13 protein-coding genes, 1 pseudogene and 1 other annotated feature are annotated in these 15,824 nt (G+C 34.4%); of the genes and pseudogenes, 12 read left to right on the forward strand and 2 right to left on the reverse strand.

The window, feature by feature from the left end:
• Nucleotides 1-22: 22 nt before the first annotated feature.
• From HDR40_RS00905 to HDR40_RS00940, 8 genes are all read left to right on the forward strand, one after another.
• Nucleotides 23-1,504 carry a UbiD family decarboxylase gene (locus HDR40_RS00905; RefSeq protein ID WP_290625375.1) on the forward strand — a complete coding sequence of 494 codons (1,482 nt, stop codon included), beginning with the start codon at nt 23-25 and terminating at the stop codon, nt 1,502-1,504.
• A 20-nt stretch (nt 1,505-1,524) separates the two neighbouring features.
• Nucleotides 1,525-2,094, forward strand: coding sequence for a UbiX family flavin prenyltransferase (locus HDR40_RS00910; protein ID WP_290625377.1), 570 nt, complete (start codon nt 1,525-1,527; stop codon nt 2,092-2,094).
• Nucleotides 2,091-2,534 carry a hypothetical protein gene (locus tag HDR40_RS00915; RefSeq protein WP_290625379.1) on the forward strand — a complete coding sequence of 148 codons (444 nt, stop codon included), beginning with the start codon at nt 2,091-2,093 and terminating at the stop codon, nt 2,532-2,534. The genes HDR40_RS00910 and HDR40_RS00915 overlap by 4 nt, the downstream gene beginning before the upstream one ends.
• Before the next feature lie 54 nt (nt 2,535-2,588).
• On the forward strand, nt 2,589-3,560 hold the full coding sequence (locus HDR40_RS00920) for an alpha/beta hydrolase (RefSeq protein ID WP_290625381.1): 972 nt from the start codon (nt 2,589-2,591) through the stop codon (nt 3,558-3,560).
• A 213-nt stretch (nt 3,561-3,773) separates the two neighbouring features.
• Complete coding sequence (locus HDR40_RS00925; protein ID WP_290625383.1) at nt 3,774-6,389, forward strand: cation-translocating P-type ATPase; 2,616 nt, start codon at nt 3,774-3,776, stop codon at nt 6,387-6,389.
• 155 nt (nt 6,390-6,544) lie between these two features.
• Nucleotides 6,545-7,741, forward strand: a complete 1,197-nt coding sequence (locus tag HDR40_RS00930) for an MFS transporter (RefSeq protein WP_290625385.1) — start codon at nt 6,545-6,547, stop codon at nt 7,739-7,741.
• A gap of 40 nt (nt 7,742-7,781) precedes the next feature.
• Nucleotides 7,782-8,408 (forward strand): DUF3862 domain-containing protein, encoded by a 627-nt coding sequence (locus HDR40_RS00935; protein ID WP_290625387.1) that lies wholly within the window; start codon nt 7,782-7,784, stop codon nt 8,406-8,408.
• 107 nt (nt 8,409-8,515) lie between these two features.
• The gene (locus HDR40_RS00940) at nt 8,516-9,565 is read left to right on the forward strand and encodes a lipocalin/fatty acid-binding family protein (protein ID WP_290625389.1); all 1,050 of its coding nucleotides are present in this window, start codon (nt 8,516-8,518) and stop codon (nt 9,563-9,565) included.
• Nucleotides 9,566-10,346: 781 nt separating this feature from the next.
• On the opposite strand, the gene HDR40_RS00945 is transcribed toward HDR40_RS00940, so the two are convergent.
• Together HDR40_RS00945 and HDR40_RS00950 are read right to left on the reverse strand one after the other, a co-directional pair.
• Complete coding sequence (locus HDR40_RS00945) at nt 10,347-10,907, reverse strand: hypothetical protein (RefSeq protein ID WP_290625391.1); 561 nt, start codon at nt 10,905-10,907, stop codon at nt 10,347-10,349.
• 27 nt (nt 10,908-10,934) lie between these two features.
• On the reverse strand, nt 10,935-11,168 hold the full coding sequence (locus tag HDR40_RS00950; RefSeq protein ID WP_290625393.1) for a hypothetical protein: 234 nt from the start codon (nt 11,166-11,168) through the stop codon (nt 10,935-10,937).
• A 383-nt stretch (nt 11,169-11,551) separates the two neighbouring features.
• On the opposite strand from HDR40_RS00950, the pseudogene HDR40_RS00955 reads away from it, so the two are divergent.
• The 4 genes and pseudogenes from HDR40_RS00955 (at nt 11,552) to HDR40_RS00970 (ending at nt 15,783) form a co-directional block, all read left to right on the forward strand.
• Nucleotides 11,552-12,345 (forward strand): annotated as a pseudogene (locus tag HDR40_RS00955) (Dam family site-specific DNA-(adenine-N6)-methyltransferase).
• 151 nt (nt 12,346-12,496) lie between these two features.
• A complete protein-coding gene (locus HDR40_RS00960) occupies nt 12,497-13,021 on the forward strand; it encodes a DUF3642 domain-containing protein (protein ID WP_290625395.1) in 525 nt (174 codons plus the stop codon).
• Between the two features lie 169 nt (nt 13,022-13,190).
• Nucleotides 13,191-13,438: a binding site (T-box leader), on the forward strand.
• A gap of 39 nt (nt 13,439-13,477) precedes the next feature.
• Nucleotides 13,478-14,407, forward strand: coding sequence for a homocysteine S-methyltransferase (gene mmuM, locus HDR40_RS00965; protein WP_290625397.1), 930 nt, complete (start codon nt 13,478-13,480; stop codon nt 14,405-14,407).
• Nucleotides 14,408-14,412: 5 nt separating this feature from the next.
• Nucleotides 14,413-15,783 carry an amino acid permease gene (locus HDR40_RS00970; RefSeq protein ID WP_290625399.1) on the forward strand — a complete coding sequence of 457 codons (1,371 nt, stop codon included), beginning with the start codon at nt 14,413-14,415 and terminating at the stop codon, nt 15,781-15,783.
• Nucleotides 15,784-15,824: the final 41 nt, after the last annotated feature.

Raw genomic sequence — 15,824 nt, forward strand, 5'->3', positions numbered from 1 at the left:
AATTATCAAAGGAGCGTTTAAGATGACTCAATTACCTAAAGATCCTTGGGATTTACGCAAGGTTTTAAAAGAAATCGAAGATAATCCAGCTGATTTTCATGAAACTGACGTTGAAATTGATCCAGATGCAGAAATTTCTGGTGTTTACCGTTATATTGGTGCTGGTGGTACTGTTGAAAGACCTACTAAAGAAGGTCCAGCAATGCTTTTCAATAACGTAAAAGGCTTTCCTGATAGTCGTGTTTTAATTGGTTTAATGGCAAGCCGTAAGCGTGTTGGTAAGATGCTTCACCATGACTACAAAACCTTAGGTCGTTTTTTAAAGGATGCTGTTGAAAATCCTGTTCATCCAATTAAGGTTGATAAAAAAGATGCCCCAGCTCAAGAAGTAGTTCATTTAGCAAGTGATCCTGATTTTGATATTAGAAAATTAGTTCCAGCTCCAACTAACACTGAATATGATGCTGGTCCATATATTACTTGTGGTTTAGTTAAAGGATCAAATCCTGATAAAACAATGACTGACGTGACTATTCACCGTATGGTTTTAGAAGATAAAGATACTTTGGGTATCTATATTATGCCTGGTGGTCGTCACATTGGTCACTTCCAAAAAGAATATGAGAAACTTAACAAGCCAATGCCAATTACAATTAGTATTGGTCTTGATCCTGCAGTTACTATTGGTGCAACTTTTGAACCACCTACAACTCCACTTGGTTATGATGAATTAGATGTTGCAGGTGCTCTTCGCCAAGAACCAGTTCAATTAGTTGATGGTGTTAGTGTTGATGAAACTGCTTTGGCACGTAGTGAATATGTTTTAGAAGGTTATATTATGCCTAATGAAACTATTCAAGAAGATATCAATACTCATACTGGTTATGCAATGCCAGAATTTCCTGGCTACAATGGCCCAGCTAATCCAGCTTTAAACGTGATTAAAGTTACCGCTGTAACTCATCGTAAGAATCCAATTATGCAATCTGTAATTGGACCAAGTGAAGAACACGTGTCAATGGCAGGTATTCCAACTGAAGCTTCAATTTTAGAATTAGTTGATAAGGCAATTCCAGGTAAAGTTGTAAATGTTTACAATCCTCCAGCTGGTGGTGGTAAGCTTATGACTATTATGCAAATTCATAAGGATGAACTTGCTGATGAAGGTATTCAGAGACAAGCAGCAATCTTAGCCTTTAGTGCTTTTAAAGAATTGAAGACTGTATGGCTTGTTGATGAAGATGTAGATATTTTTGATATGAACGACGTAGTATGGACTATGAATACTCGTTTCCAAGCAGATCAAGATATTGTTGTTTTGCCAGGTATGCGTAACCACCCACTTGATCCTTCAGAAAGACCACAATATGATCCAAAATCTATTCGTGTAAAGGGAATGAGTTCTAAGATTATTGTTGATGGTACTGTACCATTTGATATGAAGGACCAATTTAAGCGCGCTCAATTCAAAGAAGTTTCCGATTGGGAAAAATACTTAAAATAATTGAATAAAGGATGATTTAAGTGAAGAAAGTTATCATAGCAATTACCGGAGCATCAGGTAGCATTTATGGCATCGATGTTTTAAAAAAACTCAGTCAATTACCAAATATCGAAACTCATTTGGTAATGAGCGATTGGGCTAAAGAAAATATTAGACTTGAAACTGAGTATACTGCTGATCAAGTAATTGCAATGGCTGACTACGTTTATGATAACCATAATATGGGGGCTACAATTGCTAGCGGATCATTTAAAGTTGATGGAATGGTCATAGCTCCAGCATCAATGAAAACTGTAGCAGGAATCTCTGTTGGTTTTGATGAAGACTTGATTATGCGAGCTGCTGGTGTGATGATTAAAGAACAAAGAAAGCTAATTATTGTACCAAGAGAGACTCCATTTTCCCCAATTCACTTAGAAAATCTTACTAAATTGTCTAAACTTGGTATCCATATCATTCCTCCGATACCTTCTTTCTACAATCATCCCCAGACGATTCAAGATATTGTTGACCATCAGTCTATGAAGGTAATAGATAGTTTAGGAATCAACAATAATTTTGGTAAACGTTGGAGTGGGGGAAGAGAATGATTGAAAAAACTTTTAATATTACAAAAGAAGCTTATACGATATCTGCTACTTGTCAGCTGATCAATCAAGACCTCTTGGTCAGTTTGACAGGTGGTGATGTTCCTCATATTGGGGGCATTGTCAGTTGGGATGGCAAGGTAAAAAAGCAAGAGGAAATTCGCTTTGCTAGCCACAGTGGCAGAATACATAAAGATATTTTTCTGGCTGAAAAATTTGCCGAAGAAATTGAACATCAGTTGCCAGGTAATCTCTGTGTAACAGCTGGTGTCCATCTTGATGGTATTACTCAAGCTCAAATTGAAGCCTCTTTTCCAATGACCCAGGAGTTGGCTAAGCAGGTACTAGTTTGGGTAAAAACAAGTGCTCAGAATACCAAAAAGCCAGAATATACGACTCATATAAAAAACTATGAATTGACTAAAAAGTTAATGAATAAGTAGAGTAGAAGGGTATCTCTGGTAAGGAGATACCTTTTTGCATAGGAGAAATACAGTATGAAGAATGAACATTTTATGAAACAAGTAGATTTGGCTAAAATGCCTGATGATTATGTTGAGCCGTTAGCACAAAGCTATGATGATTTTCCTAAGTCATTAGAGGCTCCAGCAGGAATGAAAGTACTAAGTGTAGATTTAAAAAATACTTATCCTAAAGTAGATTTAAATATTCCTTATGCATTTAAAAATGATGAAGTTTTACATTTGCAAATTATTGTTCCGGCTATTAATGATCAAAAAGCTAAATTTCCTCTTATTATGTACGTTCAAGGCTCAGCTTTTCATAAGCAAAATATTGGTGAGCATTTAGCACATTTGATTGAAGTAGCTAAGCATGGTTATGTGGTAGCGGTTGTGGAATATCGTTACGCACCTAAGCATGCCTTTCCAGTTCAAGTGCGTGATTTAAATACTGCTACTCGTTTTATGTTAGATCATGCTTCTCAATATCATGTTGATCCAGATCGCTATGGGGCTTGGGGTGATTCATCTGGTGGTCACACGGTTACCTTAGCAAGTGTTACAGAAGATAAACAGTTCTTCAGTGATGAAGATATTGAAACTCGTCCCTTGTCTTTTAAAGCTGTAATTGATTTTTATGGACCAACTGATATTAGCTTAATGAATAAGTTTCCTTCTACTCAAGATCATGTAACAGCACATAGTCTGGAAGGAGAATTTTTAGGTAATAAGAACATCTATGAAAATCCTGAATTGGTACAAAAGGCTAATCCAATTTCATATATAAAGAAGGATAAAAAATTACCACCATATTTAATTATGCATGGTAATAAAGATCGATTAGTACCATTTGAAGAAAGTTGTATTTTTTATGAGAAGCTTAAGGCTAATAATCAAAGTGTCGATTTTTATCAAATTGAAAATAGTGACCATGCGACTGATGCTTTCTTTAGTCCAGAGGCTTTGAAAATTGTATTTGAGTTTTTACAAAAGAATCTTAAATATTAAAGTTCTTATCTTTCTAAAATAGTTGTCAAACCACAAACACTGTGGTATAAATGATATAGGTAGATAGGGAGTAATCGGCATGAATTGTATTTACGGCGTCAGAACGAAATTTATTTTTCCGCTGTAAATTTAAATGATGAGACTATTGACTAAACTTTGTTTTAGCCAATAGTCTTATTTTTTTGCCAAAATATTCTCATAAGGAGGCTATTTATGGAATACTATCGTCAGAAAAAAAGTGAGATAGCTAAAGAGTTAGATACTAACTTTGAAAAAGGGTTGAGTGATAAAGAAGCCCAACAAAAATTGGCTGAAGTTGGTCCTAATGCTTTAGTTGAAGGTAAGAAGAAGAGTATCTTTCAAGTCTTTTTAGAACAATTTAAGGACTTGATGGTTATTATCTTAATTATTGCAGCTATAATTTCTGCCTTCACAGGAAGCTTAGAAAGTACGTTGGTAATTATTGCGGTGTTGATTCTGAATGCAATTTTGGGAACTGTCCAACACGTTAAAGCAGAAAAATCACTAGAATCATTAAAGTCATTATCTGCACCAACTGCTAAGGTTTTGCGCAATGGTAAGAAAGTAGAGATTGATGCTAAAGATATTGTACCTGGGGATATCCTGTTATTGGAAGCAGGCGATTTAGTTACTGCGGATGGACGAATTTTAGAGAATTATTCTTTACAAGTGAATGAAAGTTCTTTAACAGGTGAATCAACTAACGTTGATAAATTAGATACTGATTTTAATAAGGAAGTTCCATTAGCTGATCGAATGAACATGGTTTATTCTAGTTCTTTGGTAACTTATGGTCGAGCTACGGTAGTTGTAACAGCTACGGGGATGCAGACAGAAATTGGTAAGATTGCTTCCTTGATGAATGAAACCAAGGAACGTAGAACTCCATTGCAAATATCACTTGATCAATTTTCATCAAGATTAGCAACAGCAATTTTGATTTTGTGTGCAATAATTTTTGGTATTCAAATGTGGCGTGGTCAGCCGCTGTTGGATTCTCTTTTATTTGCAGTAGCATTAGCTGTTGCCGCAATTCCAGAAGCTTTAAGCTCTATCGTAACTATTGTTCAAGCAATGGGTACGCAAAAAATGGCTAAAGAACATGCTATTATCAAGAACTTATCTGCCGTTGAGTCTTTGGGGTCAGTATCCGTAATTGCTTCGGATAAGACAGGAACTCTAACGCAAAATAAGATGACTGTTGAAGATATCTATATTGGTGGTAAAGTTTTAAAGCCAAACCAATTAGATTTAAGTAATCAAGCACATCGTTACTTGCTCTATGATGTAGTTCTTAATAATGATGCTAGCTTATCAGAAGATAAGGCTATTGGTGATCCGACCGAGTCTGCTTTACTTGAAATGTATCGTAAAGTACCAGGTATTGATTTGGGTAATGGTGTGTTAGGGTTATCGGAGCAAGAATTACGTGATCATACTAAGCGTTTAGAAGAAGTACCTTTTGACTCAGATCGTAAGTTGATGAGTACCAAGAATTATATTCATACAGTACCGACTATCTTTGTTAAAGGTGCAATTGATGTTTTATTGAAACGCTGTGTTAATATTCGAATTGATGATGAAATTCGTCCAATGACGGAAGATGATCGTCAAAAGATTTTGGCACAAAATACTACTTTCTCTGAAAATGGTCTGCGTGTTTTGGCTTTTGCATATAAAGAAAGTGACGAAGAACTCTCAGTTGATTCAGAAAAAGATTTAACTTTTATTGGTTTGGTTTCAGAAATGGACCCACCTCGTGAAGAAAGTGTAGCGGCGGTTGCTAGAGCTAAAGAAGCTGGTATTAGAACAGTAATGATTACTGGTGACCATAAGATTACTGCAGTCGCAATTGCTAAGAAAATTGGAATTTTTACTGATGGTGACCTTGCCTTAACTGGACTAGAATTAGATGCTTTAAGTGATGAAGAATTAGAACAAAAAATTGAAAAAGTATCAGTCTATGCTCGTGTATCACCAGAAAATAAGATTAGAATTGTTAATGCATGGCAGAAAAAAGGTCATATCGTATCAATGACTGGTGATGGTGTTAATGATGCGCCTGCCTTGAAGAAGGCTGATGTTGGAGTAGCCATGGGAATCACTGGTACTGAAGTATCTAAAGATGCGGCAAGTATGATTTTGACCGATGATAATTTTGCGACAATCATTAAAGCCATCGCTAATGGACGTACAGTTTATGAAAATATCAAAAATGCTATTGGTTACTTATTATCAGGTAACCTGTCAGCTATCATTACGGTTTTATTTGCTTCAATTGCAGCTTTGCCAGTTCCATTTGTGGCAGTTCAATTACTCTTCATTAACCTGGTAACCGACTCACTTCCAGCTTTAGCAATCGGAATGGAACCGGGAGATCCAGATATTTTAAAGCGTAAGCCACGTGATCCTAAAGAAGGTATTTTAAATAAGAAGTTTGTTAGTCAAATTACAATTCAAGGTTTGTTAATTTCTGTTGCAGTTATTGCAGCTTTCTTAATTGGTTTAAAAGATAATCCAGCAGTCGCTACTACGATGGCATTTTCCACCTTAACTTTTGCTAGATTGTTGCACGGCTTCAATTGTCGCTCTCAACATAGCATTTTTAAAATTGGTTTCAAAAATAATTGGTATAGCTTGGCAGCCTTTGCCTTAGGTACTATTTTACTAGCATTAATTTTATTTGTTCCAGCATTACATAGCCTATTTGCTGTAACTCCATTAACTGGTTATGAAGTACTATGGATTGGTGGTTTAGCATTAATTCCAACTATTTTAATTCAACTAGTTAAAGTGATTAGACATTAACAAGATAAAGTAATAATTTAGTTTAGAATATTTGTAAATCCACAAAATCTTTGGAATAAGATTTTGTGGATTTTTTTGTAAAACATTTACATCTTTTAAATAATCTATAAAATTAGTTATGTTAAGAAAGAAAAATTTTAAAAAAGGTGGAAAGAATGGTAAAAAAGAAATCTATTTATACGAGAGATGTTATTTTAGTAATGGCAGCCTCGTTTTTCTTTATGTTCAGCATAATGTTTGTAACGCCTATCTTGAATGGTTATGCAAAAGATTTAGGTGCAAGTAGTAGCTTTGCAGGAATAATTGTTGGGGTGATGAGCATCGTAGCAATGTTTTTGCGACCAATTGCAGGAAATTTAACTGATAAATTTTCAAAGTATCGCCTCTCTTATGTAGGAGGTGTCCTAATTTTAATTGGGATAATTGGTTATATAATTGCTCCAAAAAGTGGCTGGCTTTTATTTTTTAGAATAATTAATGGTGTAGGTTATGTACTTGGCACAGTCTGCATGTCTACTTGGTTAGCTTTTCTTGTTCCTCGTCAACATGTTGGTGAGGCAATGGGATTTTATGGATTAATGAATGCTTTGGCAATGGCTCTAGCACCAGCATTATCCATTAATTTATATCCAATAATTGGATATCGTAAATCTTTAATTGCTGCGGCAGTCGCTGCTTTTTTAATGATTATAGCTATTCAATTTGTAGGTAACCATGCTAAGCCTACAATTAACCATGCTAAGCCTACAATTAAAGAAGAAAATCAACCTAAAAAGAAGTTTAAACTGGTTCAAAAGAATGTCTTGCCGGTAATGCTTTTAACAACATTATTTGCTTTTCCATATTTTACCACCCAAGCTGATGTGGTAACTTATGCTAGCCAACGGCATGCTAATGTAGCTATAGGTTCTTATTTTCTAATATATGCTATTGTTCTTTTGGCTATTAGACTTTGGCTTAAGAAATATTTTGATCTAGTAAAATTTGGTGTTTGGTTTTGGATTAGCATCGTTTCTTTAGTAATATACGTTTACTTTATGACGGTGATGCAAAATAATCTCCAAATGGCTTTAGGAGCAGCATTTTTAGCAATGAGTTATGGAATTATTTATTCTGTTTTGCAATCAACGGCTTTACTTTTAGCTCCAATGCAAGAACAGGGATTAGCGAGTTCAACTTTCTATCTTGGTCTTGATTTTGGGATGGCCTTTGGCCCAATTGTTTCAGGTTTTATTGATCAAGCACTACCTATTAAGTGGTTCTATCCAGTAGAGTTAGTATTAGTACCGTTTATTTTAGTTATTTATTTTATTTATCGTAGACGCCTTAATAATGCTATTAATAATCATTAAACATGATAAAATCTAATTATATTAGTCATAGGAGATAATTATGTTTAAAAGAATTAAGGAAATTAAAAATTTAGCAGTGGCAACTGCCACAGTTATTGCAGCTATAAAGGCTGTTGAGTCTTATGGCAAAAAGGTTCAAGATAAAAAATCAAAAAAAGAAGTTATAGAAAATAGTCGCGTCTTACAAGCTAAGACTCTCCGAGAAAAATTCGATAAAATTTTAGTTGGTGACTTAACCAATGAAGGTGATGGGGGAAGTAGTAAGTTAGATGTTGTTGAGCTGCTTGGTGAACCTGCGGTGACTACTGATTCTCAAATTAAAGATGTCCAAGTAGAAGTAGATACTTGGCGGCGAAATATGATTGTGGTAACTGTACAATTATCAGGTGAAAAAGTAGTTTCTAAAAATATTACTGGCTTCAAATGGGGTAAGCGACCAGAAAAGTTAACTTTAGAGGTTTTCAATAATTTAGAGACTGGTAGCTCATATGAGGAAATCATTGAACTGATCGGTGAACCTGATGGCTATAATGAAAGTAAAATTAATAGTAATAGTTTGGTAACAGCTACTTGGCGAACTGGTTTAACTGGAGGTCGGGGAGCTAATACAATTTTATTATTTAGGGCTGGAAAGTTAGTCGATAAATCAGAAGCTCATTTGGTATAATAATAAAGGCATTTCGGATAAGAAATGCCTTTTTTCTTTGTTAAGAAAGTGATTAAATAATCAATTAGGATACTTGGAGGTATTAAATTTTAGTAAGGGGTAATTCTATGGAGAAGAGAATTGTTGGAATAGCTGCTGTAGTGTTAGCTACGGCAGCCTTAGTTGGTTGTAGTACGGAACCCCAAGCTAAGGGGCCGAAGACCGCGACCGTGCAGTCAAGCGAAGTTGTCTTGAAGAAGCAAGCGCCTAGCATCGTTGGGACTTATAGTGATGATAGCGATGGTGCTGCAATTTTGTTTAGAAAAAACGGCACCGGGCGCTATGTTTATCGTGACAGCAAGAATGGCAACACTGATGACCAATTCACTTGGAAGAAGAAAAATAGCACGACTTTCGAAGTGACGATGAACGATGATGATGTCGTAAATCCACTCACTGCTAAAATTAGTCAAAATAGTCTGACTTTGTCCGGTTCGGATAATTGGAACACTGAGAGTTTCAACCGCGTGATGGGTAAGCAGCTTGACTTGGATGATTTCTTAAAGGAAGGAGATTCTTCTAGTTCATCTGCAAGTAGGTCACAAAGTTTTAGTTCTGAAGCCCAATCTAGTTCGAATAGTAGTTCAAGTACGCAAAAGTCCAATGTTGCTGGGGATGAAGGGTTATTTGATATTCCTTCTGACATGCAGGGTACTTGGTACAGTGCTGACAACTTTTGGTCTGATAAAGATGATGATACTATTCACACCGTAACTATCGGTGCACATACTGTTTCTTATGAAGATAGTGACGGCAGCGGTACGACAACTCTTCATAAGATGTCTAAAGATTTTGATTTTACTGATACTAAATATTTACAAAATAAGGCTTATCAAAAGACTACCAAAGATTGGGGCCGTTCTTACATTGCAAATTTAGATGGTCATAGAGTTTTAAATGTTCGTGGCTGGCTTCAAGATGCTGGTGATGGTGAATATTATTATATTGCTCAAGAAGAGGGACAAACTGTTTTAGTAACAGCACATGGTGCTGGAGTATGGGCAGACGCAGTTTATTGGAAAGACCAAGCGACCGCTAAGAAGTATGCTAATAAAGTCTTTAGTAATATTCGCTATTATGATGGTATTCAAAGTAATGATGATTTAGATGATGAATAAAGAAAAAGTTTTGAAGGTACAAACTGTGTACCTTCAAAACTTTTTTACTTGAAATCAATATCGTAATTTTTAATTTGAATGTAGCTACTAGTATTTGCGGCTTTGACTAAGCTAATTTTTTTAGGAGAAATATAATGCTTCTGGCGAGTGCGACCATCTTTAACTAGCAAATATAACGTCATCGAAGAGCGGTTGAGCTGCTCAAGTTCCCAACAAATGTCGCTATTTGTCATAGTAGCAAAATCTTTACTAATATATTTTTTGTCATTTACTACTAAGATGGTATCCTAAAAATAAGGATTATGTTTAGTTTTCTGATTATTTTGGGAAATAAGTGGCTTATCTTGGTGATGTAAGTTGCCCAGCATCGCATCCAATGAAACTTCTTTTTCAATTTGAGAAACTGCCTTTTTGGTGTAGTAACTGATATTATCTTTAGTTCTAGCAGGGAAAATTAATAATTTTTTACAGATTTTCTGGAATTTTTCTTCAGAAATAGCATATTTTTCGCAAGTCTCGTTGGTAGTTAATTCATAATTGAGTGCATGAGCTTCTTCCTTTAGAGGATCAAAACCTTCATTCTTGATTGCTCAAGCACGATATTTTTCTACATAAATCTTCCGCTCGGGAGCTTGATCCCCTTTAAGGTAGATAGTAACCAGTTCAAACATCAAAATCTTCTGGGACCTTTAGTTGGTGGTCATGATGAATAAGTAATTGAACTTTTTTAAGCTTACCAAGAAGGTTAGAAGTGGTGGGTAAGATATTTTTAGTAAAAAAGTCAAATTTCATCATTATTAAATAGCTGATTGAGGTTAATAATTGGACCTTCATAGAGAAAATAAGACTTGTTAGCAATTAAATTGCCAAGTTCATCGCGAATATCAGAAAAAGAAATTGTCTGGTGATACTTATTACTTTCATTCGTAGTGTAAGTAATTTTGCTCACACGTCCGCGATACCGGGTTAATGAACCTTTAGGAGCAAATAGCTCTTGTTTCTTTTTATCGAAAGTTTTAGCCACTTTGGAGAAAGTACTCTTTTGGCTTTGGCAGCTAATGTGGCCACTAGTTGAGATTACAGTTTGAAAATCAAAATTATTTGGGTCGAAGTGCAAGAACTTCCCGGTGTTGTTGAGCTTGGCAATCCAGTCTTCGCCGTGATCATAATTAGAGATTAATTTACTATCAAAGTTAGTTTGGCGTGAGTTGCGCTTCTTTTTGCCCACAAGAATTCCAGTGCCATGAAGGATGGTTTCATCTAACCCATATTTAGTGTCAGAAGTTGGGCCAGTGTAAGTCTTAATCTTGCTAGTCCCAATAATTGCATCCCCAACACCCAAAGTTAGTTCATTATCTTCATTGGCTAGTTACTTGACCCGATTAATATACAGCCAAAGATGATAATCTAATAAGTAGGGGTGCTTTTTATCAAAAACGGCAACTTTTTCAAGTAAAATAGCGGGTTCTTGATATTTTTCTTCAGGAATTCTAATCCCAGCAACGATTCCAATCCAAGTGATAGTCTGAAGATTATCATAGAATTTTTTAAGCTGTGCATGAGTAGAGTAATAATGACGATTGACCGTTAAGTAGTGGCGCAAAGAATAAATTCGCTCAAGATTATAATAATTTATACCATCATTTTGTATAACTTCTTTTTTACTTAAATATGGATAAAGCAGGAGGTTATCTGTGTCTTTCTTTTTAGAAAAAGTTATTAATAACTAGTCCCATCTGTATCACTCCATTTGTTATATTAATAAAATTATAGCTTGATTAGGTCGATAGGTTCAAATCAAATTGAAGTTCAATTTTAAACAAGAAAATTTTATTGATAATACTTTTAAAAAATATAATTAACAATAATCTTATATAGTAGAATAATTTATGTAAGTTTGTAATGGAGTGATTTTTTGTGAAAGACAATAATTTAAAGCCTATTGTAAAATGGGTTGGTGGAAAAAGACAATTAATTTCTAAACTAATGGAATATAAACCTGATACTTTTAATAAATATTATGAGCCTTTTATTGGTGGTGGTGCTTTTTTATTTGCTTTACGACCTAATGACTTTGTAATTAATGATCACAATAAAGAGCTTATTAATATGTACAAAGTTGTTAAAAATTCTACTAACGAGTTATTAGAAATTTTAAAAAAGCATCAGGAAAATAATACAAAGGAATATTATTTAGAAATTCGTGCTCTTGATAGAGAACCTAAAAAATTTGCTAAAATGAGCGATATCGAAAGAGCAGCGCGCTTAATTTATATGTTGAAAGTTGATTTTAATGGATTATATCGAGTAAATAAAAGGGGGCAATTTAACGTTCCTTATGAAGGGGGCAATTTAACGTTCCTTATGGTAGATATAAAAATCCTAAAATTGCTGATGAAGATACTTTGTTTGCAGCAAAAGAATTTTTCAATCATACAAAAAATGAAATTACTAGCGGTNANTNNGAAAAAGCTGTAGAAACTGTTGAAAAATCTGATTTTGTATATTTTGATCCACCATATATTCCATTAACAGAAACATCTAGTTTCACTTCATATACAAGTGATGGCTTCAGCATGGAAGACCAGGAAAGACTCAAAAAAGTATTCTTTGATTTGGCAAATAGAGGAGTTAATGTAATGCTTAGTAATTCAGATACTCCAATTACGCGTGAGCTCTATAAAGATGCTAATATTTATGAAGTACGAGCAACCAGAGCAATAAATTCTGTTGCAAGTAAAAGGGGAAAAGTGGGTGAATTAATTATCACCAGTTATTAATATGAAATATTACAGTGATGAAAGAGTAACTCTATACTTAGAAGATACTTTTGAGCTTAAAATATTTTTTAGATACTTTCTTTGTTAAGAAAGTGATTAAATAATCAATTAGGATACTTGGAGGTATTAAATTTATTAAGAGGTATATTTTATGAAAAATAAAATTGTTGGAATAATAATTCTGCTCTTAGCTACTACTAGCTTAGTTGCTTGTAGTAAGGAATCGAATGTTAAGGGACCCAAGACTGCGACAGTTCAATCAAGCCAAGTAATTTTAAAAAAACAAAATCCTACTATTGTAGGAACTTATCGTGATGATTGTAATAAAGCAGCAATTTTGTTCAAAAAAGATGGTACTGGGCGCTATGTTCATTGTGATGCTAAGAATGGTAATATTGACACCAAGTTTACTTGGAAGAAAAAGAATAGTACTACTTTTGAAGTAACAATAAATAATAAAAATATTAAAAATCCACTTACTGCTAAGCTTAATAAAAACAGCTTAACTCTAACTGGTTCTAGAAACTGGAATACCGAAAAGTTTGATCGGGTGGTAGTTGGTAATCTTAATTTAGATGATTTCCTAAAAGAAGATAAGAAACAAGGCTCAAGTTTTCCAGAAAAATTTAAGAGTAATCGTCATTCAGTGAATTTAGATAATAATGACATGGAATAATTAATAGAAAATAAAGTACTTGAATTTTTTAAAGTGCTTTTATTTTTTTGAAATAATTTTCTTATGACTTAATTATGGTAAAAATTACCACGTTTTTAATCTTTAATAATTTTTATTTTAATAAACTATTGACATTAATTTCATTTGTATTAGAATATTCAACAAATAAATAAACAAATTGAAAAGCAGAGTAACTAGCTTGATATCCTTTACAGAGAATTAGTGGATGGTGAGAGCTAAGAGGAGATGGTTAGTGAAGATGGGCTGGGAAAGTAAGAGTTAGTGAATAATTAGCTAACTACGGGGTTGCTCTCGTTAACATAGCAAGGTAATTCTCATTTAGAGAGCTACTTGTTGAGGTCATTTATGTAAGTAAATGATAAATTAAGGTGGTATCACGAAGCACTCGTCCTTATTGGATGGGTGCTTTTTTATTTTTAATTAAAGGAGTAAATAATGACACTATTTGAATCAATTAAACAAGGTCTGGTATTAGATGGTGCAATGTCAGATGAGTTACAACGTCAAGGAACAAATTTGCATAGTGATTTATGGACAGCTAGCGCTTTAATCGATCAAATTGATAAGGTTTATCAAGCCCATTTAAATTATTTTAAAGCAGGTGCAAATATTGTAATTACTGATACTTATCAAGCAAATATTCCTGCTTTTTTAGCCAACGGATATAGTAAAGAACAAGCAAGTAATTTTATTAGAGATGCTGTTAAAGTCGCTAAAAAAGCACGTAATGATTATGAAAAGCAAACAGGAATTCATAATTTTGTGGCAGGAACCATTGGACCTTATGGTGCTTACTTAGCTGATGGAAATGAATATCGAGGAGAATATGAATTAAGTAAAAAAGAATATCTTGATTTTCACTTACCTAGATTAAAATTAATTTTAAATGAAAAGCCTGATATTATCGCTATTGAGACGCAGCCAAAATTAGTTGAGACAAAGGTATTACTGGATTGGTTAAAGGAAAATGCTCCGGATATTCCTATTTACGTAAGTTTTACTTTAAGAGATAGTAAAACTCTTAGTGATGGAACCCCTTTGGCAAAAGCTGGTCAATTAGTAAACCAATGTCAACAAGTAATTGGTGTAGGGATTAATTGTATAGCACCAACACTTGTTGGGGATGCTTTAGATGAATTACATCGAAATACTAAAAAAGCTCTCGTGGTATACCCTAATCAGGGAGCTAGTTACAATCCAGAGATAAAAGAATGGGAAGAAATACCAGCTAAAGTAAATTTTTCAATTTTAACAAAAACTTGGTATGAAAAAGGTGCTCGTTTAATTGGAGGATGTTGTACCACAGGTCCCAAAGAAATCGAGCAAATTAGTACAACCCTGAAAAAATTAAAAGAAGGTAGGTAAGTAAGATGGCACATGAGACACATTTAAAAAGAAAAATGGGTATCCGCCATATTCAAATGATTTCTTTAGGTGGTGTGATTGGGACAGGATTATTTTTAAGTTCTGGATATACTATTCATGAAGCTGGTCCGTTGGGGACAGTTTTGGCTTATGGAGTAGGGGCTTTGATTGTCTTTGCTGTGATGCTATGCTTAGGAGAATTATCCGTTGCGATGCCTTATACAGGTGCCTTTCATGTGTATGCTAAAAAGTTTATTAGCCCTTCAGCAGGTTTTGTAGTTGCTGTTCTTTATTGGTTGACTTGGACAATTGCCTTAGGATCAGAATTTACAGCAGTCGGAATTATTATGCAAGAGTGGTTTCCTAATGTACCTGTTTGGATTTGGAGCTTGGCTTGTATGATTTTGATATTTGGAAGTAATTTCTTTTCAGTTAAGGGTTTTGCAGAAAGTGAATTCTGGTTGGCAGCTATTAAGGTATTAGCAATTGTAATGTTCATCATCTTAGGCGGAGCAGCAATTTTAGGAATAATTCCGCTTAAAGGGCAAGCACATGCTCCAGGATTAGTAAATTTTTATAAAAATGGTTGGTTTCCTAATGGCTGGGGTGGAGTTTTTACGACCATGTTAACCGTAAATTTTGCTTTTTCGGGTACTGAATTAATTGGAGTAACTGCTGGAGAAGCAAAAGATCCTAGTAAAGCCATTCCTAAAGCTATAAAGACAACTTTGTGGCGCTTATTAGTGTTTTTTATTGGGAGTATTGTTGTAATGGCTGCCTTAATTCCTTATAAAGTTGCAGGAGTAACCGAGAGTCCTTTTGTATATGTCTTAAACGAAATTCATGTTCCTTTTGCCGCTAATATTATGAACTTTGTGATTTTAACAGCTATTCTGTCTGCTGCAAACTCTGGCTTATATGCTTCAACTAGAATGCTCTGGTCCTTAGGTAATGAAAAAACATTGCCACCGATTTTTGCTAAAACTAATCAGGCAGGAGTACCGGTAGTGGCTTTGATACTAAGTATGTGTGGGGGAGTTTTAGCTTTAATTTCTAGTAAAGTTGCAGCAAGTACAGTATATTTAGTTTTAGTATCAATTTCAGGTTTAGCTGTCGTATTTGTATGGATGGCAATTGCCTGGTGTGAGTTAAAATTTAGAAAAGAGTACTTAAAAGCCGGTAACAAGCTGGAAGACTTACAGTATCGGACTCCTTGGTATCCACTAGTACCGTATTTCGCATTTTTTGCTAGTTTGTTATCATGCATTTTAATTTGGTTTGATAAAAGTCAAAGAGTAGCCTTGTATTATACGATTCCGTTTGTCTTAATTTGTTGGTTGGGTCATTGGCTATGGTTAAAAAATAAGAAAAGTTAATCAAAGAGCGCATTTTGATGTAGTCGAAGTGCGTTTTTTAT

Source organism: Lactobacillus sp., from assembly GCF_014803895.1.